The following is a 25,225-nucleotide window of genomic DNA, read 5'->3' on the forward strand; positions in this document are numbered from 1 at the left end:
TGGACCAATTTTGATTCTAAAGAACTCGCTTTATTTTTATAGAGTGTTATATGAAAGTTGATTTTTCAAAAATATTAGTTGCTTAAACATTACAAAAATTAATTAAATTATTAATGCTGCGGTAGCTACATTTTGATTCCTTTGAGAGAGTGCTCTAAAAAATCAATTAAATAGCGTGTGCTTTTTGGAATTAATTTATCAGGCCATATCAGGTTTACATCTCGCTTTATGGGTTTGAACTGAGTTAATACTTCAACTAAGCTTTCGTCTTTTATATGCGGTAATAAACAATATTTAGGGCCATAATATACACCTCTTCCTTCAATAGCAGCTAAGGCACACATTTCTATATCGTTAGAAATAAAGTTAGGTTGAGGTTTAAAAATTACCTGTTCATTTTTATTTGCTTTAAAGGACCAGTTTTCGAATGGCGAGCACGATATGTGGGGTAGTTTAGCTAAATCGTCAAAATTACTTGGTATGCCATATTGCTCAATTAAACTCGATGAACAAGCTAAAACAAAACTCATTTGGTTAATGACTTTACATATATTTTGAGAGCTATCTAGTTTTCCAATTCTAATGGCTAAATCAAACTCGGTGGCTTTTAAATCAAGGCGTTCATCCGATAGCATCATATGAATCTTAATATTTGGATAAAGTAATGTGAATTGATTTATAACGCCTGAGAAGTACACACTCTTTATAAAGTTTTGCGGCGCTATTAGTTTAATTTTACTCACTTTATTTTCACTGAAATTCTTAAAATTGCACAGCGTAGTTTGTAAACCTTCTACATGGGCTAGGCAGTGGCTATAAAAACTCTTTCCAGGTTCTGTTAATCGCAAACTTCCTTTTTCACGATAAAACAACGCTAACGATAAGTCTTCTTCAAGTTTTTTTATTTTTCTTTGTAAAGTGGGTAAAGGAATATTTAACTTTACTGACGCTTCATTAAATGTTTTGTAATGATTTACTTTTATAAAAAGCGCGATGATATCAAGCAAGGTAAATCTCCTGTATAAATTTAAGACATGAAATTGTATTTAGTACTTAATAATTAGTTAAAGTTATAAAACTAATTATTTAATTAAAGTACTCATTAGTCCCTTTTGTGGCAACAAAAAATTTACCTTTGTATTAGAACATTTAATAAATTATTGTGAGCGAAGGTGTACTTACTTGAGGTATTAGTAATTAAAGATTCTGCAAATAACGCGTTTTTTAAAATAAAAACTCAGTAGAAACAATGCGTAACATTTTACGATACGTTTTAATAGACAAACAATAAACGAGTAATTACGCTAGACACACTTTTTTGGGGAATAATCATGATGCATAGGATCTGATTACCTAAATGGAATTTGCCACGATAAATCAACAGAACTGAAGGTATTAAAGATGAATGTGTTTATAAAATGGTTGATTTTAGCTGCATTAATTATTGCTGCTATTGCCTGTTATTCTTATGGTAGCACTACTGGCTTATTTATTTTTATTATTGCGGGCTTTGTTTTTGAAATGGCATTTTGGTTTAAGGTGTTTCCTATAAAAATAAATCGTCATGATAGGAAGCCTATTTAACCGTCTTAAAAAATGAATTGTTTAAGTGGGCTTGCAGCTTTGAGCATAGAATGAATAATTAGTCTGCTATTACTTTGCTTAAATATTAGAAAGGCTGCATTTTTTGCAGCCTTTTGGTTTTTTAAACTCAGTGGGTAACTCTATCGCCCCAAATATCTTCTAGGCGACTATCACGGCCACAACGCCAGCGATAGGTGTTATAACGAATAGGATTATTTTTGTAATAATCTTGGTGATAACTTTCATCGCCCTTTATAGGGTAAAAGGTTTTAGCATCAAGAATAGGGGTTACCACTGTTTGGTTAGTAAACTCATTCATAACGGCTTGTTTAGATTTTTGAGCTAGCTTTCGTTGCTGCTCATTGGCTACAAAAATTGCGCTACGGTAGCTTGGGCCTTTATCACAAAACTGACCTTTTGCGTCAAAAGGATCAATATTCACCCAGTAATGGTTTAAAATATCTTGATAGCTTAATACATTAGTGTTGTAGGTAACCAGCACAGCTTCGTAGTGGCCTTGGTGATTACCATTGTAGGTTGGATTTTTAAGTTCACCACCAGTAAACCCTGAGATCACATCGGTTACACCTTCGAGTTTTTCAAAGTCACTTTCCATACACCAAAAACAGCCACCGGCTAAAATAGCTTGTTCGGTTTTAGCGTATGTTAATGAGCTAAACAAAAGCCCCACAGAGGTCAATGCTAGCGCTAATGTGTGTTTCATAAAAATGTTCACCTTTAGTTATGTATAAATACTTGTATAGTAAGACCCGCTAACTTTAAAAACTCTTTCATTACAAAGTTGCTGAAGGGTTTGAACTCACTTTATATAAAACGGATGCGAGATATGAAAAGTTTAATGACGAATGATCATTTGCATGATGAATTATTAATCATTTTACAAAACAACTTTGCTCCCTCAGGGTATAAACTACCAAACGCTGATGAGTTGATACCTCATAATCAAAATGCCCAATACCATGGCTATGCATTTACTTTAAACCAAAAACGTATAATTTACAGAAAAGCTAAAATTACACCCGACAGACCTGGCGCTTTTTTAGCACTATGGAAACGCCCAGCGGATTTGAGTAATTCTAAACCAATTCCATTTGCCAATGAGTTTGACTATTTATTAGTAGCGGTTTCAAGTGATGGATTAACCACTATTAATAACCAAGTAGCAAATATACAAAAAGGTTTCTTTTTATTTCCAGTTGAGTTGTTAGTTAAAAAAGGCATCGTCACAGGTAGAAACCATAAAGGCAAAACGGCTTTTAGAGTATTTCCGCCTTGGAGCGAAAGTAGGGCATTAAAAGGGACTGGCGCATTTAGTAATTCTGCTAAAGTCACTCAGCGTTGGCAATGCGATTATTTTTTAAATCAGAACCAACATGGCTTAGTTGATTTAATTAAGTTAAACAATATTTTAGCTAACGCTGTTTAAATTTGAATTATTAAGTCACTTTACGAGCATTGTCATATATAAGGTTGTTTACTAAAGTGAGATCACACAATCATACAAATATCAGGTGAAATATGAACCAGTTAACTGAAAAGTCAATCAGTTGTCCTTACTGCGGCGAAACCATAGAAGTATTAATTGATGTGGCTGATATTGATGAGCAATACATAGAAGATTGTCAAGTATGCTGTAAGCCCATTACGTTTGTGGTGTTTGATGATGAAGACGAGCTTGGCGTAAATGTGTATAGCGAAGATGATGCGTTTTGAAGGAATCAACAAGGCGAATGACATTACAACCACTTAATAATACGCATATTATCGAGCTAATGAGTTGGTTTAATGATCAACATGACATAACTCAATGGGCTGGCCCTTACTTTAGGTACCCATTTACGGCGCAGACTTTTATTGAAGACTTAAACCTTGATGTCTCGACTTCTTTTGTATTGGTTGGACAACAAAACGTATTACTCGCTTTTGGGCAATATTATCAACAAAAAAACAAATGTCATTTGGCGCGTTTAATAGTAAACCCTATACGAAGGGGGGAGGGAATTGCAGCCTCCCTAATTAAAGCATTATGTAAACATGGGCAATTAAACTTAAATGTTAATGATTGCTCATTGTTTGTTTATAAAAACAACCTAGCAGCAGTATCGGCTTATAAAAAGCTAGGCTTTAAAGTTGCTGCTAATACCCCAGAAAATCAAAACTTAAGCCCATTACCAGAAAACTGTGTACATATGGTTAAGTGATAAATTTTCTTTAATTTAGCTATTTTGCTGTTCACGCGCTAATTGGTTAGGCAACAACTGCTCTACAATTTCTCTCGCTGGTAAGGTGTAACGTACACCATCAAACATAACCGATGTGAACTCGTTAATATTAGTAATGCCGGTAAGGGTCCAACCTTCACCACGTTTTGGGCAGTAAACGGTCGTAGTTGGTTGTATTACTTTAAAGGTGTCGCTCATGGCTGCTCTCAATTAATGCTTGTTTAAACAGTATGGTAAGTTAATAATGCCATTCTATAAAGTTCTATTTAAAGCGCTGTAGTTATTTATAATGCTGCAGTGGTTGAACTTGTTTACTCTGTACGGCATTAGCATGTTTAAAACTATAAAATTACCTCGCGTTACCTTACGTTTAATTACTCACAAACATGGCTCAGCGTTATTAACTATTTTAAATAACCCGTTAGTGTATGAGTTTAATGACTATAAAACACCTTTAAACAAAGACCATATTAAACAATTAATTCAAGATGATATAAGCGGATATTACGAAGGTGAAGTGATTCGACTCGCTATTGAACATAATATGAGTGGCAAACTACTGGGTACATGTGGCTTATATAAAATATGTAAACAAACCAAAAGTGCTTATTTGGGCTTCGAACTCGATCCTTTTTATTGGCAGCAAGGTTTAATGCAAGAAGTGCTGCGCGGTTTTATGAGCCAGATACCGAGTGTATTAAAGATAGAGCAATTATATGCTGAAATTCACGGACATAACGTTCGTAGTTATAATTTACTGACTAAGCTTGGGTTTGTGTTAAACGAGCAATTAAACAATGGTATTTGGCATAAGCAATTAACTAAAATGGATGGCGCATGAGAATTAAAAAAGCGATTATTTTAAATGTATTGTTTGCTGTTAGTGTATTTTGGTTTGCAATAACTGGGTGTAGTTATTATCAAAATAATGTTTCAGACTTTGTTGATGTAACCTTAGATTCGAAAGTGCTTAATGAGTCTCGTAAGGTATTTATAAGGTTCCCCGATGATTTTGATAAAAATAAAGCGTATCCACTTATTATAAAAACAGATGGTAATTTTAATTTAGCTAATTGGGATAAAGCGCTAAAAGCATTAAATCCTGAAAGTATATTAAATGAGGCTATTTTAGTTGCTATACCTAATCAGTTTTTTACTGATACCCGAAATCGTGATCTTGTACCACCTTATGCAAGGAAGGACGTTAATACAAATCCTCGACCTAAACATGAAACTTCGTCAGAAATTTTTGGTAAAGCTGATTTGTTTTTAGCTTTTATAGAGCAAGAGCTACTTACTTATTTAGAGGCTAACTACAGGTTAACTGAAAACCGTATATTAACGGGATTTTCGGCAGGGGGCAGTTTTACTTTATATACGCTGCACACCAAACCAATGCTATTTAATGGTTACTTTGCATTTAGCCCTGCGGCTTGGTATGACGATATGACCGTAGTAAATCATCTTAATACCTTTTTACAAGTTAAAACACAGAGCTACTATAGACCCGCCTTATTATATTTTACTGTTGGCGGGGCTGAGCATAAATTAATGCTTGAGGCGTATAATAACTTGGAGCAAAGTTTAGTAAGCCATACTAGTAACTGGTTAGTGTGGGGCAGTAAAGTAAACCCTGATGCAAAGCATAATGATAATCCAGCATTGAGTATTACGGGGGCTTTAATGGCCTATGATGAATTTATTAATTAATAATATTGTTAAACTTTAATTAAAAGTAGTACTAGCAAAACGGCTTAACTGTATATATGTACAGTTAAGCCGTTTTGCTATAAATTATTTTATGGTGTAAATGGCTGGTGGATGTAAGGTAACACATGTAAGAACACATCATACTAAATTGTGTTTAAATGTAATCTTAGCAATGGCGTAATATAAATTATCGATTTACTCATAAGTGGAGTGGTGGGTTTATAACGCTTATTGAGTTTGGCTATCTGGATCGTTAAATAAAGAATTTAAATAACAAAAAAGGTGGGCGGTGCTTTATTTATATCAGCACCGATCTATACGTTTAGGACTTAATTACAAAAGCGCTATTTTATTACTTAACTGTCTAAGCATATTTTCAGCATTTGGTAAGGGATCGTTTAACCCATCTATTAAGGTCATAAAATAACAGTCCATCATTACGCTTGCTTTTGTTTCATCAAACTTCGGTTGTTCACTAAAAAGCAGTTGTTTAAACTCATCCATCTGCGCTTTAAAAAAAGACGTTCTCCAAATGATGTCGCTAATTAATAGCTTACTAAATTCACTATTTTCACAATAAAAAGAATAAAGCGGATGAGCGTAATGACGTAACTTTAAGCGAGGGGAGTGCTGCGTATCTAACTGCTTTGCTTGGTTAATAATAACGGCTATTTGTTGTTGCATACCGGCCATCAATAAATCAATTTTATTTTCAAAATGACTAAACACTGTACCTACAGCAACATTGGCTGCAACCGCTATTTCTCTTGTTGATGTGTGATCGTAACCTTGCAGCAAAAATAATTCCCATGCTGAAGCTAAAATTTTATCGCGTGTCTTTTCTTTTTTACTCATTATATTTCAATGCTTTACTTGTTTGTTAAATAAAAGGGCTAAATCATTATTTGATTAATTGAGCGCGCTCAATTAATATTGTGAGCGCGCTCATTTTTATAAGGATGTTACATGAAGTTTATCAAACGTGTTATTGGTTATGTACTTTTTATTCCACTAATTTATTTTTATTCTTATTTGCTAGGGCCAATATTAAAAGCAGTTTTAGTCCCAGGAGGGGTTGCTTTTTTATGGCTTATTCTAGGGCCAACAGAGGGGACGCGTGCGTTAAAAAAAGCATTTAAGAAAAAATAGCTCAAGCTTCAACTAAACAAATCGAAAAAAAGCCCTGCTATTTTGCAGGGCTTTAAGTTTAGCTTTGTGCTTTTAAGCTTGAAAGCTCAACTTATATTAAAGAACGTATCTAAAACCAAAAGCAATACCGTCATCTTCAGATTGCTCCATTAGCGCTTGCTGCTGTTTATTATTACTTTCAAAATCACCAAAGTCTTTACGTGCTTCTACATAAAGTTGTGTGTCTTGGTCAATTAAGTAATGCACACCAATAACTGCAAACTGACGCTTAAATACATCGTTAGGATCGGCATTAAAGTTTGGTTGAATTACGTAGTCATCACCTGCATCAAATAAGTTATAGGCAATAAATGGTCTAAAATCGTTATCAAAGCGATACGACACAAATGTTTCAATACCAATCGCATCTTTAATTAAACGACCTATGTTATCTGTATCGTGGTTTTCGTTTTTGTTTATATTAGCGGCTACATACAAGCCTGGCGCATCAATATTGCCCCAAATAACACCTGCACCATAAATTAAATCGTCAACAGAGCGGGTTGTTCCGTCGCCATAGGTTAATTCAAACTCGCCGCGGTTAATACCCGCGGTCAGTTTTAGCTTATCAGTCACGTTATAGGTTACTGCACCGCCAAACGTATAGTTAAATTCAACTTGTTGTGCAGCAGCATCCCCAGACTCAAAATTTGCTTGGCATTGTGATTCTGTAATATTACTTACATCACAAGTATAAAAAGCGCTATTTTTTAACTGAGTTTGAACACTAAAGTCAAAGTCGTTGTAGCTATTACGGTATTGCAGTGTTTTATCACCACGACCAGTACCATTTACTGCACCATCGTCTTTGTTATAAGTGTAAACACCGGCAGCATTACCATCCCATACATAGCTGTAGTTTGTTGCATACACAACATCAAACCACGCACCCCATTGTTTACCAATCGTAATTTGGCCGTATTTATCGTGTTTAAGTCCTGCATAACCTAAACGATTATATAAAAACTCATCTTGAATAGATTCAAAACGGTTGTTGTATACAATATCGCTACTGCCAACAGGGTTGACACCCCATTCAACTAAAGCCATTGCTTCCCAGCCGTTTTTTAGTTGGCGTTTAAAATCAAAATTAATTCGTGAGGCACCATTGACGATTTCGTTTTGACCTTGAGTATTTATCACTCGCGCATCAATATATCCGCCTACTGCGACTGTATTTTTTTCATCCTTAAACACTTCTACTGCTGAAACACTTGGAGCAGCTAAAATACCCGCAATTGCTAGCGATACTAATTTTCTTTTCATTGTGTGTGCCTTGCCTAAATTAAAGACGTTTTTATAATTACTAAATTCGAAGTCGTGCAGACTAGCAAAGCAATAAAAGGATCAAAAGTGAAAAATTATCAATGACAATTAGCACAAAACACGCAGCTTGTTCATTTTAAGTTAATGCTGTTTTTATTTTGTAGCCGTATAAACTGCCATTTAATTTTGGAATAAGACATTAGGCTTAAATGCAGGAGAGGGAGTGTTGAATTTTTTTCATAGTTGCACCTATCGGCATGGGTAGAGCTAAAACTCTAATACTATAAAAAACGTTAATATAGCCGTATTAATTGTTAATAAAAGTAAAATGCGACCAAGTCGCCTGTAAACGCGATTAAATAATTTATAAAGGGTTTTATGCTAGTTGTTTTTTTATTAAACATTTTTTTACTGCATCAACAGTACAATAATGAGTTTTACTCACCTTTTTAGCACATTTACTCGCCCAGTACTTTGGCTATTTAATTGCTTTTATAGTTAATAAACAGCCACCGTTTACTTTGAGTTTGGTGCTATAAACTTTCATAGAAAAAAACGGTGGTTTGGTTTAAACTGCGCGCAATTTAAATACTTCAGTCTCCCTTGGAGGGTAGCGCTATTATTAGTACAGCTAACATCACCATGCAATTTGGTGCTAAACCGTTATTTGAAAATATCTCAGCTAAATTTGGCGAATCAAACCGTTATGGTTTAATTGGTGCTAATGGTTGTGGTAAGTCGACCTTTATGAAAATCCTTAGTGGTGAATTAGAACCATCTTCGGGTAACGTAAGTACTGATCCAAATGAGCGCGTTGCTAAACTAAACCAAGATCAATTCGCCTACGAAGAATATTCTGTTATTGATACCGTGATTATGGGTCATAAAGAATTGTGGGATATCAAACAAGAACGTGACCGTATATATAGCCTACCTGAAATGAGTGAAGAAGACGGCATGAAAGTAGCCGATCTTGAAACTGAATTTGCTGAAATGGACGGTTACTCGGCTGAATCTAAAGCGGGTGAGTTACTATTAGGTGTGGGTATTGCTACAGAGCAGCACTACGGACCTATGTCAGAAATTGCACCAGGTTTTAAACTTCGTGTGCTTCTAGCTCAAGTTTTGTTTTCAGACCCTGATATCATGCTGCTCGATGAGCCTACCAATAACTTGGACATTTATACAATTAAGTGGCTTGAAGATGTATTGAATCAACGTGACTGTACCATGATCATCATCTCGCATGACCGTCACTTTTTAAATTCGGTATGTACGCACATGGCCGATATTGACTACGGTGAACTACGTATTTACCCGGGTAACTACGATGAATACATGTTTGCAGCTACTCAAGCACGCGAACGTTTATTAAGTGAAAACGCCAAAAAGAAAAGCCAAATAGCAGAGCTTCAACAGTTTGTATCGCGTTTTTCTGCCAACGCATCAAAGGCAAAGCAAGCCACTTCACGTGCAAAACGAATTGATAAAATTCAATTAGACGAAGTAAAAGCGTCGTCACGTCAAACACCTTTTATTCGTTTTGAACAAGAAAAGCAGTTATTCCGTAACGCGCTTGAAATGACCAGCTTATCGCAAGGTTTTGAAGAAACTTTATTCTCAGGTCTTGAGGGTTTAGTTGAAGTGGGCGAGCGTATTGCTATTATCGGTGAAAATGGTGTGGGTAAAACCACATTGCTTAACACCTTAGCAGGACGTTTAGCGCCTAAAAGCGGTGAGTTTAAATGGTCTGAAAATGCAAACATTGGCTACTATGCACAAGATCATGCCGATGAGTTTGAAAAAGACATGAATTTGTTTGAGTGGATGGAGCAATGGCAACAAGAGGGCGACGATGAGCAAGTTGTTCGTAGTTTCTTGGGTCGTATGTTGTTTTCACAAAACGATATCAAAAAATCAGTAAAAGTAATATCTGGTGGTGAGCAAGGTCGTATGCTGTTTGGTAAAATCATGATGCATAAACCAAATATCTTATTAATGGATGAGCCAACCAACCACATGGATATGGAATCAATTGAAGCGCTTAACTTAGCACTTGAAGCGTATGAAGGTACCTTGATGTTTGTGTCACACGACCGTCAGTTTGTATCATCAGTTGCCACCCGTATTTGGGAAATTAAAGACGGTAAAGTTATCGACTTTAGAGGTAACTACTCAGAATATTTAGCGAGTAAAGAAGCTTAATTGCTGATTGTTTCGCTGTTTAAAAAAAGCCATGTTTAACATGGCTTTTTTATTGCCTGCTGGTCGCATTAGTGCAGCATTTAAGTATATAATACCCGCCATAAAACCGGACATAAGTCCGCTATTTTTAAAATACATTACTGAGGAGTATTTATGACTGTTGGCATTATTATGGGTTCTAAATCAGATTGGCCAACCATGGAACACGCCGCCCTTATGCTAGAAAAATTTGGCATTGAGTATGAAACTAAAGTGGTTTCTGCCCACCGCACTCCTCAATTACTTGCCGATTACGCAAGTTCAGCCGCAGAACGCGGTATTAAAGTTATTATTGCAGGCGCAGGTGGCGCGGCGCACTTACCGGGAATGGCGGCAGCGTTTACATCTCTGCCAGTTTTAGGCGTACCCGTTAAATCTAAAGCGCTAAACGGTGTAGACTCTCTGTTATCTATTTGCCAAATGCCAAAAGGTGTTGCGGTAGGTACTCTTGCTATTGGTGAACCCGGTGCTGCAAACGCAGGTTTATTAGCGGCACAAATTTTAGGATGTCAAAATCCAGAAATCTTCGCAAAAATCGAAGCGTTCCGTAAAGAACAAACTGAGACTGTTTTAGCTAACCCAAATCCTGCAGAGTGATCATGAATATTTTAATTTTAGGGGCAGGGCAGCTAGCACGAATGATGAGCTTAGCCGGTGCACCGCTTAATTTAAATGTGGTTGCTTATGATGTAGGCAGCAAAAAGATTGTACATCCGCTTACAAACGAAGTGTACCCAACATCGCTCGAACAGGCGATAGAAAACGCTGATGCTATTACGGCCGAGTTTGAACATATTCCAGATGATGTACTTACACAGTGTTGTAATAGCAATAAGTTTTATCCGGGCAAACAAGCCATTAAAACCGGTGGCGACCGTGCGCTTGAAAAAGCGCTCCTAGATAAAACCGCTGTTGCATGCGCGCCATATCAATTAATTACTGAAAAAGCGCATCTTGAACTCGCGGTTCAAACACTTGGTAAGCCATTAGTCATTAAAACATGCCAAGCGGGTTACGATGGTAAAGGCCAATGGCGCTTAAAATCAGACGATCAAATTGAGCAAATTTGGGCTGAAATGGCTGATTTTATTGCATCAGGCACTGAGCACGCTCCGCACACCATAATTGCAGAAAAAATGATCCCGTTTGATCGTGAAGTCTCTATTATTGGTGCGCGCGATAAACACGGCCATGTTGCTATTTATCCATTAACTGAAAACGAGCACACCGAGGGTGTGTTAACGCTTTCGGTTGCAGGTAAAAACAATAATAGCCAACTAGAACAACAAGCAATCACGGCATTTACCCGAATTGCGAATGAGCTTAATTATGTGGGTGTACTCGCCATTGAGTTTTTTGATGTGCAAGGTACATTACTGGTTAATGAAATTGCGCCGCGAGTTCATAACTCAGGCCATTGGACGCAACAAGGTGCTCATTGCTCGCAATTTGAAAACCATATGCGCGCTGTTGCCGGCTTACCTTTAGGTAGTACGCAACTTAAGCAACCGACTGCTATGATAAATGTATTAGGCCAAGCACAAATCCCTACTGATGTGTTAAAAACAGCAGATGTAACCAGCCATTGGTACGGTAAAAGTGTAAAACCTGGTCGCAAAATGGGCCACATTAATGTATCTGCTGATAATTTACAGCAATTAGGTGAACGCCTTGGTGAACTCGCAATGTGTTTACCAGAGCAAGATTACCCCGGTGTATTAGCTACCAGCAAATCGCTATTATAAGTTAAAAAACAAAGCGATAAATTGAACTTAACTTCAATATATCGCTTTACCTTCTAAAGGTTCTTTTCAATGATCCATCCAAAGTTTCGTACTATTGTGTTTGCCTTTTTTATGGCACTTTTCATGTCAGGTTTTATGTCGTTAGTTATTTCTCTATTTAATGTTGGTATGGTCGATAACATCGTATCTATCTGGCTTAAAGCGTGGTTATTTGCCTTTTGTATTGCCTTTCCAACGGTTATATTTGTTGCCCCTGTTGTCCATAAACTGACTAATAAACTCATTCGCGCTTAACGTTATGATTATCGCTAAATTACATAAACCTGTATTTATAATATTACTGGCTTTGTGCATCACTCCATTTATTGGCGCTGGTAGTGCCTTGGTTATGGGGGCGTTATTTGCGATTACCTTGGGTAACCCGTTTGCTGAGTTATCACAAAAGGCCAGTAAATGGATGCTAAAGTTGGCGGTTATGGGGCTGGGGTTTGCTGTTGATTTTAATCAGGTAATTGAGGTTGGTCGCAGCTCTTTAGTGTTAACAATTGTCAGTATTACTGCCATAATTGGGCTTGGCGAAATTTTAACTCAAGTGTTTAAACTTAATCGTAACACAGGCGTGTTAATTTCCTTTGGAACCGCTATTTGTGGTGGTAGCGCTATTGCGGCCATGGCACCGGTTATAAAAGCCAAAGATCATGAAGTGGCTGTGGCGCTGGGTATCGTATTTTTACTCAATGGTGTAGGGTTATTATTGTTCCCTGCAATTGGGCACTATTTTGAATTAACCCAAGAGCAGTTTGGATTATGGGCTGCACTTGCAATTCATGATACCAGCAGCGTGGTAGGTGCATCGGCTACTTATGGTGCAGTGGCACTGAGCATAGCAACAACAGTGAAACTTACTCGTGCTATGTGGATTATTCCATACACCACGCTTGCGGGTGTGTTTATGCGCTCAGATGAAAAGGCGAGTATTCCATTATTTATTGTAGGTTTTTTATTAGCCGCATTAATTAATACCTATGTGCCGTCGCTTTCATCTTATTGGGAACTGATAAACATTGCAGCGAAACAAATATTAGTGATGACTTTGTTTTTAATTGGCAGTGGTTTGTCGTTATCGGTACTAAAGCAAGCGGGAATTAAACCGTTTTTAATGGCTGTGATTCTTTGGATCGTGGTTAGCAGTATTATTTTATTATTAATTTTAGATGGATTCATATAATGAGACATGATCTCGGTATTAAAATTATTGGTGGCTTTTTATTGTCATTGGTTTCAGCAAGCTATGTTCACGCAGAGTCATTACGTGTAGCAACGTTTAATGTCAGTATGGATGCAACCAATTACACCGCTAAAAATGAAAAAGTAAAAAGCGATGCCTTAGTTAACGCGCTGCGCTCTGACCACCAGCAAATTAAAAATATTGCTGAAATAATCCAACGCGTTCGTCCAGATGTGGTGCTTTTAAATGAATTTGACTACGTCCCTAAATCACAAGGGATAGAATACTTTAAAACCCATTACTTAAATGTAGGGCAAAATGATCAAGCGGCTATCGATTACCCTTATGTTTACATTGCACCGGTTAACACGGGCTTAGCCACAGAATTTGATTTAGACAACGATGGCAAAAAAAATGGTGTGATGGGCGATGCACAAGGTTTTGGATTTTTTGAAGGCCACTACGCAATGGCGTTTTTGTCACGTTACCCGATTGATTTTGACAACATCAGAACCCTGCAAACGTTTAAACACAAAGATTTACCGAATGTGAAAATGCCGGTAGACCCAAAAACCAATACAAATTGGTATAACGAAGAAGAATGGCAGGCGCTGCGCTTAAGCTCTAAATCGTTTTGGGATATACCGGTAAAAGTAAATGATAAAGTGGTTCACATGTTAGCCTCGCATCCTACGCCGCCTGTGTTTGATGGTGATGAAGACAGAAACGGCATTCGTAATCATGATGAAATTAGATTAATTGCTGATTACGTTAATAACGAAAGTTACCTGTATGACGATAACGGTAAAAAGGGCGGCCTTGCAGCAAAATCACGCTTTGTGATTTTAGGTGACTTAAATGCTGCCCCTGAAGGCGATAAAAAGCGCACAAATACAACGGATCAATTACTTAAAAGTCCGATGATTAATGCCGGATTTATTCCGACCAGTGAGGGCGCTAAAGAGCAATACCCACAAGCTTATGCTAAAAATTACACCGCTAACTGGCAAGCGCGCGTTGATTACGTTCTGCCTTCAAATTATGGATTAACCATTAAAGATGGTGGTGTGTTTTGGCCTAAAAAACAAAGCGAATTGTACCGTTTAATCAAAGATAGAAATGCATCAAGCGACCACCGCATGGTATGGCTTGATTTAACGGTTGAATAAACGGGTTACTCACCCCGATATCAGCGTTGTTTATCTTAAATAATTGCAATTATAAAGGTGCTTCTGCTTAAATACGGTTAATTATAATAACCGTCAAGAAGCACTATGATTTTTAAATTTTCATCTTCTAAAACACTTGTCGCAATGGCTGTTGCGTCAAGTGTTATGTTAGCGGGCTGTACAGCAACCGCCACAACTTCTAATGACTCAGCTATTCAAACAAATACCAAGGTTGCAAGTGTTGTTAACACACCTGCAGACATGGGTTTCTCAAAAATTACGCTTGAACAAGCGATGGCTCACCCTGATTGGATTGGACGCCAACCGCAAAGTGCATTTTGGAGTGCTGACTCAAGTACCGTTATTTACGCGCGTAAACAACAAGGCAGTGAGCTAAGAGACTTATTCACTCAAGCTGTAAACGCTCAAACAGCAGAGCAAGTGGCTTTAAATCAGCTTCACAGTGTAGGCTCAAGTAAAGCTGTTTTTTCTAACGATAAATCACTGCAAGCTTATGTGTTTGAGGGCAACGTATTTATTAAAAACGTACAGTCAGGCGTAATCAAGCAAATTACGCAAAGCTCTGCGACCGAATCAAAACCACAATTTTTAAACGATGGTAATTTAGCGTATCGCCAAGGTAATATCTTTTTTAAAGTAGATTTAACCACAGGTTTAACCCGTGAAATTGCTAATTTAAAACTGGCTGACAAACCACAAGGCGTAAAAGAGCCAACAACTTATATTGCCAAAGAGCAACATAAGCTGATTGATTACATTGCACTGCAGCATAAAAACAAACAAGATAAGTATGCGCGAAATGAGCAAGTTAAAACCCAAAATAGCTCAATTTCCAACACGCATTACTATTTAGGTGATGGCAGCACGGTTGATGAAGCCCAGCTTTCTCCAAATGGCGACGCGTTAATTGTGGTTGTTCAAGAAAAAAGTTCATGGCGTGGTGAAGGCGATATTATGCCTAACTACATCACTGATGATGCGACTATAGAGCCTAAAAAAGTTCGCCGTCGTGTGGCTGACGCTAAAGAGCAAACTTCTGAAATTGTTTATATTAACCTTGCAGATCAAAGCCAAACTACTTTAGGGTTTAATACCTTGCCTGGTTTTGATGAAGATGTACTCGCTGAGGTTAAAAAAGAAAACTATGCCCGCGAAGGCAAAACGTATAAGTCTAAGAAACAACCGCGTGGTATTAATGTAATTTCAGACTGGGGATGGGATCAATCGCCTATCAGCTGGAACGATGATGGCAGCCAAGTGGCGATTATGCTTGAAGCATGGGATAACAAAGATCGTTGGTTGGCCACTGTTGATTTTGAAAATAACAAACTCGTATCTCAACACCGTTTACATGACGATGCGTGGATTGCGTATGCGTTTAACGACTTTGGTTGGTTAAATGACTCAACCACGCTGTATTATTTATCGGAAGAGTCGGGGTACAGTCAGCTTTATAAAAAATCTTTAAATGGCAAGGCTACGGCTTTAACACAAGGTCAGTTTGAAGTGTCTGACTTAACGCTTACTGATGACAATAGTGCTATTTATTATAAAGCGAATATTGAGCATCCGGGTCTTTACGAAATATACCGCGTTAATCCACAAACAGGTGTTAGTGAGCAAGTAACCGACTTAAACGGTATGACGGATTACACCTTAAGCCCTGATCAATCTAAGTTATTACTTAGACATTCTAAAATCACTATGCCGACTGAACTTTATGTGGCAGAGGCTAAAGCAAACACAACCGCGACTCGTTTAACCAATACGGTATCTGATGCGTTTTTAGCTAAAAAACTCACAGCGCCTAAAATTGTTGCTGTGCCATCAAGTCATACAGATCAGCCCATATACGCCAAAGTCTATTACCCCGCTGATTACCAAGAGGGTGAAACAGGCAAAACCCGCAAAGCGGTTATTTTTAACCACGGTGCAGGGTACTTGCAAAATTCACACATGGGGTGGTCTGGCTACTTCCGTGAATTTATGTTCCATTCATTACTAGCAGATGAAGGTTATGTAGTAATGGATATGGATTACCGCGCATCTAAAGGCTATGGTCGTGATTGGCGAACGGCTATTTATCGCCAAATGGGAACACCTGAAACACAAGATCTAGCCGATGGCGTAAAATGGATGGCGGATAATGCCAATGTTAATACCCAAGCGGTAGGGACTTACGGTGGCTCTTATGGTGGGTTTATGACCTTCATGGCGTTATTTACCGCACCAGACTTGTTTCAATCAGGCGCAGCGCTTCGTCCAGTGACTGATTGGGCTCATTACAACACAGGTTATACGGCTAACATTTTGAATCACCCTGATGTTGACCCGATTGCCTATGAGCGTAGTTCACCTATTTATTATGCAGAAGGGCTTAAAAAGCATTTATTAATAAATGCGCCTATGGTTGATGATAACGTGTTCTTTCAAGATTCAGTGCGTTTAGTACAGCGTTTAATAGAACTTGAAAAAGAAAACTTTGAAACAGCAATCTTCCCAGTAGAACCGCATGGTTTTGTTCAGCCTTCGAGCTGGTTAGATGAATACCGTCGAATTTATAAACTGTTTAAAGAAACGCTGTAATCGACTAAAAATAAAAACGCCACTTATGTGGCGTTTTTTTAACTGTGTTTAGTATCGTTTTTGATGTGTTTTACAACCAGCGGCACAGCTAATATAACCCCACCAATTGCGCCAATTAAATGCGCATCAACGGCCACCGTTGATTGAATAAGTTGACCTATTTCTGCGCTTGGACCATTAACTTGCTCAAGAATAAGTTTTATCCATACGCCAATAAACAAGATATAACCTGATTTTAACCCAACAGTGACATCTTTTATCGCCCCCCACACGATCACGCCATGCAATAGCGCACTCAGCCCTGTATAAATAATGATTGTTGGACAAAACCAATAAACCCCCAAGCCACACCAAAGCGCAAGGAGTGCAATATTAAAGCTGTATTGCTTAGGTGTAGTGTATTCACCGTGCAATAACCAAATAAGTGCTATACCAGCACAATTTAAACCTAAATGTGCCCAGTTAGCATGCACAAATTGGCTGGTAAATAAGCGCCATAGTTGGCCTTGTTCAATTAATGGGCGATTAAACTCAAGCTCATTGTTCATACCAAGCCATGCTAAGAGCGTACTTAATACAATTAAACACAAGGGGGGTAAAACATAACGCGGCTGAAGGGGTAAATTAAGCATTTAATGATCATTTTTTTATATTTATTTTTGCATATTGTGCCTGTTTAACTTTAAGATGCCAATTATCTTCCATGCAATTTAAGTTTAATCAGTAATTATGAATTTTAAGCTCAACTCTTTATTTGCTCTCTCTTTAAGTGCACTGTCTTTACCTTTATTTGCACAGCAAGCAAGCCAAATTGAAACCCGTGAACCAGAAGCCGCCACAGGGGTAGTACAAAAGCAGTTAGTACCTGGCGATAAATACATGGTTGCAGCTGCAAATCCTTATGCCTCACAAGCGGGTAAGGCCATTTTAGCCCAAGGCGGAAGCGCCGTTGATGCGGCTATTGCCACCCAATTAGTGCTTACATTAGTTGAGCCGCAATCATCAGGCATTGGTGGTGGTACGTTTATGATGTATTACAACAAAGCTAACAATAAACTCACCAGTTTTGATGGTCGCGAAACAGCCCCCAGTAATGCCGATGAAAACCTGTTTTTAAATGAACATGGCAAAGCTGTTAAATGGATTGAAGCAGTTGTAGGTGGTCGCTCGGTGGGTGTACCAGGTATTTTACATGCGTTTGCCAGTGCCCATAAACAATATGGTAACTTGCCATGGGCAACGTTATTTAAGCCAGCTATTTCGCTAGCTGAACAAGGGTTTGAAGTATCCCCACGATTACATGGTTTACTCGTTAGGCAGTTAAACCCTGGTGTTATGAGTATGCCGGTCATAAATGAGTATTTTTTTCCCAATGGTGAAGTGATCAAAGTAGGCAGTATTAAAAAAAATCAGCCGCTTGCTAATTTATACAAAGACATTGCCTCACAAGGGATTGACGCTTTTTATAAAGGTGATAATGCAAAAGCCATGGTTAGTGCAGTGCAGAAATCAAAAATTGCACCGGGTAAATTATCTGAGCAAGATCTTGCTGACTACACCAGCAAAGAGCGCGCCCCTGTATGTATTAAATACCGCGTTTACAAAGTGTGCTCAATGGCACCACCTAGTAGTGGCGGTGTTGCAGTGCTACAAATTTTAGGCTTGCTTGAACACAAAGACATGGCCAATATTAAAGCTAATAGCGCAGAGGCTATTCATTACTTTAGCCAAGCATCGCGCATTGCGTTTGCCGATCGAAATAAATACATTGGCGATCCTGATTTTACCCAAGTCCCTACCGAGGAGTTATTAAACAAAGACTATATCGCCACCCGCGCAAAATTGATCACTGAAAAAGATCAAAAAGCATTTCCTGGTGATCCAGTTGATTACTTAAGCTACGCAAATGATGACTCTTTTGAACTTCCGTCTACGTCACATGTCTCGATTGTTGATAGCAAAGGCAATGCTGTTTCGATGACCAGCTCTATAGAAATGGCGTTTGGTTCGACGGTCATGGTTAATGGTTTCATTTTAAACAATCAGCTGACTGATTTTTCACTCTCGCCGCGTAAAAATGGCAAGTTAGTGGCTAACAGAGTAGAAGCCCATAAACGTCCGCGCAGCTCAATGTCACCCGTGATGGTATTTAATCAAGATGGGAGCTTACGTTTAGTGGTCGGCTCTCCTGGTGGTAGTCGTATTATTGATTATGTTGCGCAAGTTGTTATTGGCGTTTTAGATTGGGATTTGAATGCGCAACAAGCCATTAATTTACCGCGAACCACTAATCGCAACGACTACACCAGCGTAGAAAAAGGCACTGCACTTGAAGCGGTGGTACCAAAGCTTAAAAAGCGCGGCCATGATGTGCGCGTGATTGACTTAAACTCTGGGCTGCATGCGGTAGAAGTTAAAAACAACCGTTTGTATGGCGCCGCCGATCCTCGCAGGGAAGGGATGGCATTATCGGATTTAAGTAATAATAAAGCCTCATTTAAATTCTAAAACATGTATAATCAACAGCAGGTTTGCAGCTAATGTATTACCTGCTGTTATTTATGTAACAGTTTAATAGTTAATGATTATTTGATTGAAAATAGTATGTTAACTAACGTAAAAAATTAGCAAATCTAAAAATAACTGACACTGTTGTAATCATTGCACACAGCAAACGCTGGTCTAATGCCCGTTTTAATTTTTATAAACTCACAACAGCCAGCTAACATATTCACCAAATATGAGTGGCTTTATACTAAAGTAGCGCTTGTATTTGTAAATTTTCAATGGTCTGACAAGCTTAAATGTCATTGCAATTTAGCCTTTAACAATGATAATGGCAGATCATTACTTAAGATTCAGTAAAGCTTGGAAATATGACTACAAATACCGATCCAAATTATCTTTATATTCCTTATTCTGGCCCAGGCCTAATTGAAACCCCGCTATTGAATAAAGGAAGTGCTTTTAGCCAAAAAGAACGTGAAAACTTTAATCTTGCTGGTTTACTTCCTCCTCGTTACGAAACAATAGAAGAGCAAGTTGAGCGTTGTTACCAGCAGTACTCAAGTTTTAACGACAACTTAAATAAGCACATTTATTTACGCGCCATTCAAGATAACAACGAAACGCTTTATTACCGCTTAGTGCGCGATCATATCGAAGAAATGATGCCTATTATCTACACCCCAACGGTGGGTGATGCGTGTGAAAAGTTTTCTGATATTTATCGCAGTGCCCGTGGTTTATTTATTTCCTATGAAGATCGCTTTCACATTGACGATATTTTACGTAATGCCACAAAAGGCAAAGTAAAAGTGATTGTTGTTACCGACGGTGAGCGTATTTTAGGCCTTGGCGACCAAGGTATTGGCGGTATGGGCATTCCAATTGGTAAACTTTCTTTGTATACCGCGTGTGGCGGTATTAGCCCAGCCTATACGTTACCGGTTATGCTCGATGTGGGAACCAATAACGAAAAATTATTAAACGACCCAATGTACATGGGTGCCCGCCATAAACGTATTGCACAAGATGAATACGATGAGTTTTTAGATTTATTCATTAAAGCAGTTAAACGTCGCTGGCCAAATGTGTTACTGCAGTTTGAAGATTTTGCTCAGCCTAATGCAATGCCATTATTAAAGCGTTACCGCAACGAAATTTGTAGCTTTAATGATGATATTCAAGGAACTGCATCGGTCACTGTGGGTTCTTTATTAGCAGCATGTCGTGTTAAAGGTGCTAAATTATCAACTCAAAAAGTTGTTTTTGTAGGCGCAGGCTCTGCAGGCTGTGGTATTGCTGAACAAATTGTTAGCACTATGGTTGCTGAGGGTATTAGTGAAGCACAGGCACGTAGCCAAGTCTTTATGGTTGACCGTTTTGGCTTATTAACAGATGGTATGCAAGGCTTACGCGACTTTCAACAAATGCTTGCACAACCAACTAGCTGCCTAGCAGATTGGACTTACAGCGGCGAATACGCGTCGTTATTAGATGTAATGCATTGTGCTGAACCAGATATTTTAATTGGTGTATCTGGCCAACCTGGTTTATTTACCGAACAAGTCATTCGCGCTATGCATGCTAAATGTGAATCGCCAATTATTTTCCCGTTAAGTAACCCATCTAAACAAGTAGAAGCCTACCCAGAAGATGTAATTAAATGGACCGATGGCAAAGCAATTGTTGCAACTGGCAGTCCATTCGACCCAGTTGTTTATAACGGCGTGACTTACCCAATTCCACAATGTAATAATAGTTATATATTCCCAGGTATTGGCTTAGGTGTTATTGCCGCCAAAGCGACGCGTATTACCGATGCGATGCTAATAATGTCGAGCGAAATGTTGGCTGAGTCGTCACCTTTAGCTAATACAGGTAAAGGCAGCTTACTACCGGCACTGACTGAAATTGAAACGCTTAGTAAACGTATTGCGTTTGCAGTGGCTAAAAAAGCAATTGAAGAGGGCGTAGCCCTTGAAATTTCAGATGATGCACTGTGGGCAGCCATCGACAAAAACTACTGGTTACCAAAATACCGTAACTACAAGCGTTGTAGCATTTAATAACAGTAGAGATTAAAAAAACAGGCTTTTGCCTGTTTTTTTATGCTTGTTCATCTTTAATTAACCGCATAAGGTGTTAACTGAGGCAATCAAATTTAAAAGGATAGACTTATGAAAACGCTTTCGATTTTAACCGCCGCATTACTCAGTACATCAGCTTATGCGAGCAACGCCCCAGAAGAGCCGCATATTTATGTTAAAGGTGAAGCTTCACTAACGACGATGCCGGATCATGTTTTATTAACGGTGGGCATTACTGAAATAGATAAAGACTTAATTGCAGCAAAAAAACAAACCGATACCACTATGGCCAGTGCAATAAGTTTAGTAAAAAAACTCGGGGTAGATGATGCGGATATTAATGCCGGTCAAATTTCTATATACCGTGATAACCAATATAATCGTGAAACAGGTAAACAAGAGTTTACTGGCTTTAAAGTATCAAGAACGCTCACTATTAAACTCTCTGCAATTAATAAATACCCTGAATTACTACAAAGCTTAGTTAATAATGGCATTAATGAAATTAGACAAACGCAATTTTTAGCTAGCAACTACGATGAGCTGCATAAAAAAGCACAAAAAATGGCAATTAAACAAGCCAAAGCCGCGGCAAAAGAGCTAAGTGACGACTTTGATGTAGAGTTAAAAGGCTTATATAGCGCGTCTTTAACCCCGCTTGATATGCGATCTACACCGTACATGCGCAGTGAAAAAGTAATGATGGCAGACAGTGCACCTGGTAATTATGTCCCTGATGCCTATCATGCGGGTGAAATTACAATTAGCGCGTCAAGCTATGCAATTTATTATATAGATTAGGGTTTGATGATCTTTCAATACCAAATAGGCGCTGCCGAGGGCGATAACTCTTTGCCCCTCGGCAGAATAAATAGCTCTACAAAGCTTACTCGCTAATAGGTCGGTGCTGCTCAAAACGTGCCACCAACTGCTTACCTTGTAACTCACTAATTCGCACTATTGCTTGTAGCATATTTCTAATTTCTCGTCGGTCATACTCATTACAAATGTGCTGATTAATATCATCAACAATGGCACCTAAATAATTAAACACACTGTTTCGAGCTTCAACATCCTCGTTGGCAATAAACAAAATATTTTTAAATGCTTCAATAACGTTGGTCATTACATAGGCATCTGCTTTGGCATAATTACGCAAAGGAGTGAAGTTATCGTGCAGTAATTCATCAAAACTGGTTTCATGAAAATAGAGCAAAGGGGCTTCTTCTGGTTGATAACATGCGTAGTTAATCGCATTAATCTTTAGGCGAGCAATCAATAAAATACTCAGCATATCAATAGCTTTAACCGCTGTGCCCGGATCGTTAATCCCTGGGCTCATTGCTTTAACCGCAATTTCAGAAATTTGGGTTAATCCATAACGGTAATGATCGCTAATGTATTCTTCTATATAAAAAATAAAGCAGTCTAAGATTTTCTCTATTAACTCTTCGTTTTCACAAATGTCTTTATTACACTTTAAGAACGGGTAGCCTTTAACGGTAAAGTAACCTTGCTTAACGGTAATAAAAAGTTCTATTTTTTCTTCAGCCAAAATAGCACACAGCTTATTTGTGTGAACCCCTTTGTAGTAACCCTCAGTAGTACTTTTTATTGAATGCCAATTTGAAAATTCAGGAAAGTTATCAACGGGGTTATCGCCTTGTTTGTTGATGATGTCTTGGATCTCTTGTTTGGTTTGTCTAAATAAACCATTTAATACGTTATCAACCTGAATCGCTTTTGAAATAGAGTGAATAAAAAAAACGAACAAGCCCAAAGAAATCAAACCAAAAATTAACGCAAAGAGTACCCCTAATGAGGGTATTGCCGTATTTCCGTTATCTAACTTATTAATATTAATGAGCATTATAATAGAATAAATAATACTGCCTAAATAAAACCCTAATACCATTTGATGCGATTTACGGGTAATAAGCCCAGGAACGACTCTGGGTGACAAGCTAGCGCTGGCCGCATTTAAAACCACCATCACCATAGAAAAACTAAATACGGTTAACGAAATAATACTGCCAGCTAAGGTGCTTAATATGGTTCGTGCGTTTTCTGCACTGTCTACTAATACAAATGAGATTAATGATTTAAATTGCTCAATAGGGGCTAAATACTCAACAGACATAGTGAGTACAGCAAAAATTAAAAACGCAACTGACAGGAGTGAGGGATAAAAGCCAATACTGTTTATTATTTCACGATAGTGATTGGTGATTTTTGTTCTTAAATACATATTATCCTTACTTATTACTATTCCAATGTATAAATTACTCTAGCATAGTTCATGATAAAACTACTGATTTACCGCTTAACTTATGTGTTATTATTGCTGAAAAATTAAATGGACTATACTGTGATCATATCGAGCTATGCGGCCTTATTGGCCCTTTATTATATTTATTTGAGTGTTAATGTTATAAAAATACGTAAAGCCGAAGGGATTTCGTTAGGTAATGGCAGTAATACCGCGCTTGAACGTGCAACCCGAGCGCATGGTAATTTTATTGAGTACGTGCCCATTAGCTTAATTTTAGTTTTTTTATTGGAGTATCAGGGGTTAGCAAGTCATTATGTGCATGCGCTAGGCGGTTTATTATTTATCAGCCGTGTTGTTCATGGTTCTGCCATTATTAACAATAATTTAAAGGCACGTGGATTGAGCATGATGATCACCTTTGCTATTGTGATAGTAAGCGCGGTGTTATTACTTTTAAGTAGATAAACGATTATGCGGTTAGCTATTGTTTTTACATGTGTTTATTTTTTCAGTTCGCTGACATCATTTGCATGGGCAATAGAAAATAATAGCAAAAACACCGTTTCTAGTTTGCATGTTGTATACCCCAAAACAATGCGCAGTGGTGAAGATGAAATTTTTTACCCGTTAGTACTATTAAGAACAGCTCTGCAATTCAGCGGAGAAAATTTTACATTACAACCCTCAAGTATTTCGATGCCACAGAGCCGCTCGTTAAAGCAAATTCTTCATAATGATGAAATAAACGTAGCTTGGACCATGACCTCTAAACAGCGTGAGCAACAATTACTACCCGTTAGAGTGCCTATATTTAAGGGGTTATATGGGTGGCGTGTTTTGGTAACTACACAGGATAAAGTGAATACCTTATTAAACATCAATACCCTGAGCGACTTTAAAAGCATACATTTTATTCAAGGGCATGATTGGCCTGACACACAAATACTGCAGGATAACGGTTTAACTGTATCGACATCAATCGAATATAGTTCGTTATTTAATATGTTGATAAAAGGCCGAGGTGATGTATTTCCTCGTTCTGTGTTAGAGGTTGAAACTGAGCTCAATACCTTTAAAGATGAAGCCGGTGCGAACCTCACGATAGTGCCACACTTATTGTTGCAATACCCAAGTGCAATCTACTTCTTTTTTAGTAAAGAAAAGCCCGAAATAGCGCAAGCGGTTGAGAAAGGCTTAGCTATTATGCGTAAAAACGGTGAGTTTGATCGTTTGTTTAAGGCTTATCATCGCAGTGCGATTGAGCATGCAGATATAAAAAATAAAATCATCATTAAATTAAAAAACAATCAGTTACCCGCATTAACACCCCTTAATGATGCATCACTTTGGTTTTCAGAAAAAGACATTTAAAACGCC

Annotated in this window: 26 protein-coding genes; 19 read left to right on the forward strand and 7 right to left on the reverse strand. The window is 38.1% G+C overall.

Annotation, left to right across the window (positions count from 1 at the left end):
* Positions 1 to 125: 125 nt before the first annotated feature.
* On the reverse strand, positions 126 to 1,007 hold the full coding sequence (locus N523_RS0112490; RefSeq protein WP_028835224.1) for a LysR family transcriptional regulator: 882 nt from the start codon (positions 1,005 to 1,007) through the stop codon (positions 126 to 128).
* Positions 1,008 to 1,401: 394 nt separating this feature from the next.
* On the opposite strand from N523_RS0112490, the gene N523_RS0112495 reads away from it, so the two are divergent.
* The gene (locus tag N523_RS0112495) at positions 1,402 to 1,584 is read left to right on the forward strand and encodes a hypothetical protein (RefSeq protein ID WP_028835225.1); all 183 of its coding nucleotides are present in this window, start codon (positions 1,402 to 1,404) and stop codon (positions 1,582 to 1,584) included.
* A gap of 127 nt (positions 1,585 to 1,711) precedes the next feature.
* On the opposite strand, the gene msrA is transcribed toward N523_RS0112495, so the two are convergent.
* Positions 1,712 to 2,308, reverse strand: coding sequence for a peptide-methionine (S)-S-oxide reductase MsrA (msrA, locus tag N523_RS0112500; RefSeq protein WP_028835226.1), 597 nt, complete (start codon positions 2,306 to 2,308; stop codon positions 1,712 to 1,714).
* Between the two features lie 123 nt (positions 2,309 to 2,431).
* Here msrA and N523_RS0112505 point away from each other — a divergent pair, with 123 nt between their 5' ends.
* The 3 genes from N523_RS0112505 to N523_RS0112515 all read left to right on the forward strand — a co-directional run bounded on the left by N523_RS0112505 (position 2,432) and on the right by N523_RS0112515 (position 3,806).
* The gene (locus tag N523_RS0112505) at positions 2,432 to 3,031 is read left to right on the forward strand and encodes a MepB family protein (protein WP_036950509.1); all 600 of its coding nucleotides are present in this window, start codon (positions 2,432 to 2,434) and stop codon (positions 3,029 to 3,031) included.
* Between the two features lie 92 nt (positions 3,032 to 3,123).
* Complete coding sequence (locus N523_RS0112510) at positions 3,124 to 3,318, forward strand: CPXCG motif-containing cysteine-rich protein (RefSeq protein ID WP_013464956.1); 195 nt, start codon at positions 3,124 to 3,126, stop codon at positions 3,316 to 3,318.
* Between the two features lie 17 nt (positions 3,319 to 3,335).
* Entirely contained in the window at positions 3,336 to 3,806 is a 471-nt protein-coding gene (locus tag N523_RS0112515; RefSeq protein ID WP_028835228.1) for a GNAT family N-acetyltransferase, read from the forward strand.
* Positions 3,807 to 3,821: 15 nt separating this feature from the next.
* On the opposite strand, the gene N523_RS0112520 is transcribed toward N523_RS0112515, so the two are convergent.
* Positions 3,822 to 4,025 carry a hypothetical protein gene (locus tag N523_RS0112520; RefSeq protein WP_028835229.1) on the reverse strand — a complete coding sequence of 68 codons (204 nt, stop codon included), beginning with the start codon at positions 4,023 to 4,025 and terminating at the stop codon, positions 3,822 to 3,824.
* 133 nt (positions 4,026 to 4,158) lie between these two features.
* Between N523_RS0112520 and N523_RS0112525 the strand changes: the two genes are divergently transcribed.
* Together N523_RS0112525 and N523_RS0112530 are read left to right on the forward strand one after the other, a co-directional pair.
* Entirely contained in the window at positions 4,159 to 4,668 is a 510-nt protein-coding gene (locus N523_RS0112525; RefSeq protein ID WP_028835230.1) for a GNAT family N-acetyltransferase, read from the forward strand.
* Complete coding sequence (locus tag N523_RS0112530; protein ID WP_028835231.1) at positions 4,665 to 5,537, forward strand: alpha/beta hydrolase; 873 nt, start codon at positions 4,665 to 4,667, stop codon at positions 5,535 to 5,537. Before N523_RS0112525 ends, N523_RS0112530 begins: the two co-directional genes overlap by 4 nt.
* Positions 5,538 to 5,870: 333 nt before the next feature.
* On the opposite strand, the gene N523_RS0112535 is transcribed toward N523_RS0112530, so the two are convergent.
* On the reverse strand, positions 5,871 to 6,392 hold the full coding sequence (locus tag N523_RS0112535) for a TetR/AcrR family transcriptional regulator (RefSeq protein ID WP_028835232.1): 522 nt from the start codon (positions 6,390 to 6,392) through the stop codon (positions 5,871 to 5,873).
* Between the two features lie 111 nt (positions 6,393 to 6,503).
* On the opposite strand from N523_RS0112535, the gene N523_RS0112540 reads away from it, so the two are divergent.
* Positions 6,504 to 6,686 carry a hypothetical protein gene (locus N523_RS0112540; protein ID WP_024602491.1) on the forward strand — a complete coding sequence of 61 codons (183 nt, stop codon included), beginning with the start codon at positions 6,504 to 6,506 and terminating at the stop codon, positions 6,684 to 6,686.
* Between the two features lie 96 nt (positions 6,687 to 6,782).
* On the opposite strand, the gene N523_RS0112545 is transcribed toward N523_RS0112540, so the two are convergent.
* Positions 6,783 to 7,991, reverse strand: coding sequence for a porin (locus N523_RS0112545; protein WP_028835233.1), 1,209 nt, complete (start codon positions 7,989 to 7,991; stop codon positions 6,783 to 6,785).
* Positions 7,992 to 8,609: 618 nt separating this feature from the next.
* On the opposite strand from N523_RS0112545, the gene N523_RS0112550 reads away from it, so the two are divergent.
* The 7 genes from N523_RS0112550 (at position 8,610) to N523_RS0112585 (ending at position 16,984) form a co-directional block, all read left to right on the forward strand.
* Complete coding sequence (locus tag N523_RS0112550) at positions 8,610 to 10,196, forward strand: ABC-F family ATPase (RefSeq protein WP_076916071.1); 1,587 nt, start codon at positions 8,610 to 8,612, stop codon at positions 10,194 to 10,196.
* A 153-nt stretch (positions 10,197 to 10,349) separates the two neighbouring features.
* Positions 10,350 to 10,832: a 5-(carboxyamino)imidazole ribonucleotide mutase gene (purE, locus tag N523_RS0112560; RefSeq protein ID WP_013464946.1), complete on the forward strand. Its 483-nt coding sequence runs from the start codon at positions 10,350 to 10,352 to the stop codon at positions 10,830 to 10,832.
* A gap of 2 nt (positions 10,833 to 10,834) precedes the next feature.
* Positions 10,835 to 11,980: a 5-(carboxyamino)imidazole ribonucleotide synthase gene (locus tag N523_RS0112565; protein WP_028835234.1), complete on the forward strand. Its 1,146-nt coding sequence runs from the start codon at positions 10,835 to 10,837 to the stop codon at positions 11,978 to 11,980.
* 69 nt (positions 11,981 to 12,049) lie between these two features.
* Positions 12,050 to 12,274 (forward strand): DUF2798 domain-containing protein, encoded by a 225-nt coding sequence (locus N523_RS0112570; RefSeq protein ID WP_013464944.1) that lies wholly within the window; start codon positions 12,050 to 12,052, stop codon positions 12,272 to 12,274.
* Between the two features lie 4 nt (positions 12,275 to 12,278).
* Entirely contained in the window at positions 12,279 to 13,208 is a 930-nt protein-coding gene (locus N523_RS0112575; RefSeq protein WP_028835235.1) for a YeiH family protein, read from the forward strand.
* Entirely contained in the window at positions 13,208 to 14,377 is a 1,170-nt protein-coding gene (locus tag N523_RS0112580; protein ID WP_028835236.1) for an endonuclease/exonuclease/phosphatase family protein, read from the forward strand. Before N523_RS0112575 ends, N523_RS0112580 begins: the two co-directional genes overlap by 1 nt.
* A 105-nt stretch (positions 14,378 to 14,482) precedes the next feature.
* The gene (locus tag N523_RS0112585) at positions 14,483 to 16,984 is read left to right on the forward strand and encodes a S9 family peptidase (RefSeq protein ID WP_028835237.1); all 2,502 of its coding nucleotides are present in this window, start codon (positions 14,483 to 14,485) and stop codon (positions 16,982 to 16,984) included.
* Between the two features lie 38 nt (positions 16,985 to 17,022).
* Here N523_RS0112585 and rrtA read toward each other — a convergent pair whose 3' ends face one another.
* Positions 17,023 to 17,616 carry a rhombosortase gene (gene rrtA, locus N523_RS0112590; RefSeq protein ID WP_028835238.1) on the reverse strand — a complete coding sequence of 198 codons (594 nt, stop codon included), beginning with the start codon at positions 17,614 to 17,616 and terminating at the stop codon, positions 17,023 to 17,025.
* Positions 17,617 to 17,713: 97 nt separating this feature from the next.
* On the opposite strand from rrtA, the gene ggt reads away from it, so the two are divergent.
* From ggt to N523_RS0112610, 3 genes are all read left to right on the forward strand, one after another.
* The gene (gene ggt / locus N523_RS0112595) at positions 17,714 to 19,492 is read left to right on the forward strand and encodes a gamma-glutamyltransferase (protein ID WP_028835239.1); all 1,779 of its coding nucleotides are present in this window, start codon (positions 17,714 to 17,716) and stop codon (positions 19,490 to 19,492) included.
* 368 nt (positions 19,493 to 19,860) lie between these two features.
* Positions 19,861 to 21,555 (forward strand): NAD-dependent malic enzyme, encoded by a 1,695-nt coding sequence (locus tag N523_RS0112605; RefSeq protein ID WP_028835240.1) that lies wholly within the window; start codon positions 19,861 to 19,863, stop codon positions 21,553 to 21,555.
* Between the two features lie 111 nt (positions 21,556 to 21,666).
* On the forward strand, positions 21,667 to 22,377 hold the full coding sequence (locus N523_RS0112610) for an SIMPL domain-containing protein (RefSeq protein ID WP_028835241.1): 711 nt from the start codon (positions 21,667 to 21,669) through the stop codon (positions 22,375 to 22,377).
* An 85-nt stretch (positions 22,378 to 22,462) separates the two neighbouring features.
* Here the strand turns inward: N523_RS0112610 and N523_RS0112615 are convergent, their stop codons facing one another.
* A complete protein-coding gene (locus N523_RS0112615) occupies positions 22,463 to 23,824 on the reverse strand; it encodes a DUF2254 domain-containing protein (RefSeq protein ID WP_028835242.1) in 1,362 nt (453 codons plus the stop codon).
* A 120-nt stretch (positions 23,825 to 23,944) separates the two neighbouring features.
* Here N523_RS0112615 and N523_RS0112620 point away from each other — a divergent pair, with 120 nt between their 5' ends.
* Both N523_RS0112620 and N523_RS0112625 read left to right on the forward strand, forming a co-directional pair.
* Positions 23,945 to 24,313, forward strand: a complete 369-nt coding sequence (locus tag N523_RS0112620) for an MAPEG family protein (RefSeq protein ID WP_024602502.1) — start codon at positions 23,945 to 23,947, stop codon at positions 24,311 to 24,313.
* Positions 24,314 to 24,319: 6 nt separating this feature from the next.
* A complete protein-coding gene (locus tag N523_RS0112625) occupies positions 24,320 to 25,219 on the forward strand; it encodes a hypothetical protein (protein ID WP_028835243.1) in 900 nt (299 codons plus the stop codon).
* The last annotated feature ends 6 nt before the right edge of the window (positions 25,220 to 25,225 follow it).

Origin of the sequence: Pseudoalteromonas sp. 23_GOM-1509m (assembly GCF_000518425.1) — a bacterium.
Taxonomy (GTDB): Bacteria; Pseudomonadota; Gammaproteobacteria; order Enterobacterales; family Alteromonadaceae; genus Pseudoalteromonas; species Pseudoalteromonas tetraodonis.

Coding starts and splice junctions, on each gene's coding strand:
- N523_RS0112495 (WP_028835225.1), top strand. CDS start 1,402: ATGAATGTGTTTATAAAATGGTTGATTTTAGCTGCATTAATTATTGCT.
- msrA (WP_028835226.1), bottom strand. CDS start 2,308: ATGAAACACACATTAGCGCTAGCATTGACCTCTGTGGGGCTTTTGTTT.
- N523_RS0112505 (WP_036950509.1), top strand. CDS start 2,432: ATGAAAAGTTTAATGACGAATGATCATTTGCATGATGAATTATTAATC.
- N523_RS0112510 (WP_013464956.1), top strand. CDS start 3,124: ATGAACCAGTTAACTGAAAAGTCAATCAGTTGTCCTTACTGCGGCGAA.
- N523_RS0112515 (WP_028835228.1), top strand. CDS start 3,336: ATGACATTACAACCACTTAATAATACGCATATTATCGAGCTAATGAGT.
- N523_RS0112520 (WP_028835229.1), bottom strand. CDS start 4,025: ATGAGCGACACCTTTAAAGTAATACAACCAACTACGACCGTTTACTGC.
- N523_RS0112525 (WP_028835230.1), top strand. CDS start 4,159: ATGTTTAAAACTATAAAATTACCTCGCGTTACCTTACGTTTAATTACT.
- N523_RS0112530 (WP_028835231.1), top strand. CDS start 4,665: ATGAGAATTAAAAAAGCGATTATTTTAAATGTATTGTTTGCTGTTAGT.
- N523_RS0112535 (WP_028835232.1), bottom strand. CDS start 6,392: ATGAGTAAAAAAGAAAAGACACGCGATAAAATTTTAGCTTCAGCATGG.
- N523_RS0112540 (WP_024602491.1), top strand. CDS start 6,504: ATGAAGTTTATCAAACGTGTTATTGGTTATGTACTTTTTATTCCACTA.
- N523_RS0112545 (WP_028835233.1), bottom strand. CDS start 7,991: ATGAAAAGAAAATTAGTATCGCTAGCAATTGCGGGTATTTTAGCTGCT.
- purE (WP_013464946.1), top strand. CDS start 10,350: ATGACTGTTGGCATTATTATGGGTTCTAAATCAGATTGGCCAACCATG.
- N523_RS0112565 (WP_028835234.1), top strand. CDS start 10,835: ATGAATATTTTAATTTTAGGGGCAGGGCAGCTAGCACGAATGATGAGC.
- N523_RS0112570 (WP_013464944.1), top strand. CDS start 12,050: ATGATCCATCCAAAGTTTCGTACTATTGTGTTTGCCTTTTTTATGGCA.
- N523_RS0112575 (WP_028835235.1), top strand. CDS start 12,279: ATGATTATCGCTAAATTACATAAACCTGTATTTATAATATTACTGGCT.
- N523_RS0112580 (WP_028835236.1), top strand. CDS start 13,208: ATGAGACATGATCTCGGTATTAAAATTATTGGTGGCTTTTTATTGTCA.
- N523_RS0112585 (WP_028835237.1), top strand. CDS start 14,483: ATGATTTTTAAATTTTCATCTTCTAAAACACTTGTCGCAATGGCTGTT.
- rrtA (WP_028835238.1), bottom strand. CDS start 17,616: ATGCTTAATTTACCCCTTCAGCCGCGTTATGTTTTACCCCCCTTGTGT.
- ggt (WP_028835239.1), top strand. CDS start 17,714: ATGAATTTTAAGCTCAACTCTTTATTTGCTCTCTCTTTAAGTGCACTG.
- N523_RS0112605 (WP_028835240.1), top strand. CDS start 19,861: ATGACTACAAATACCGATCCAAATTATCTTTATATTCCTTATTCTGGC.
- N523_RS0112610 (WP_028835241.1), top strand. CDS start 21,667: ATGAAAACGCTTTCGATTTTAACCGCCGCATTACTCAGTACATCAGCT.
- N523_RS0112615 (WP_028835242.1), bottom strand. CDS start 23,824: ATGTATTTAAGAACAAAAATCACCAATCACTATCGTGAAATAATAAAC.
- N523_RS0112625 (WP_028835243.1), top strand. CDS start 24,320: ATGCGGTTAGCTATTGTTTTTACATGTGTTTATTTTTTCAGTTCGCTG.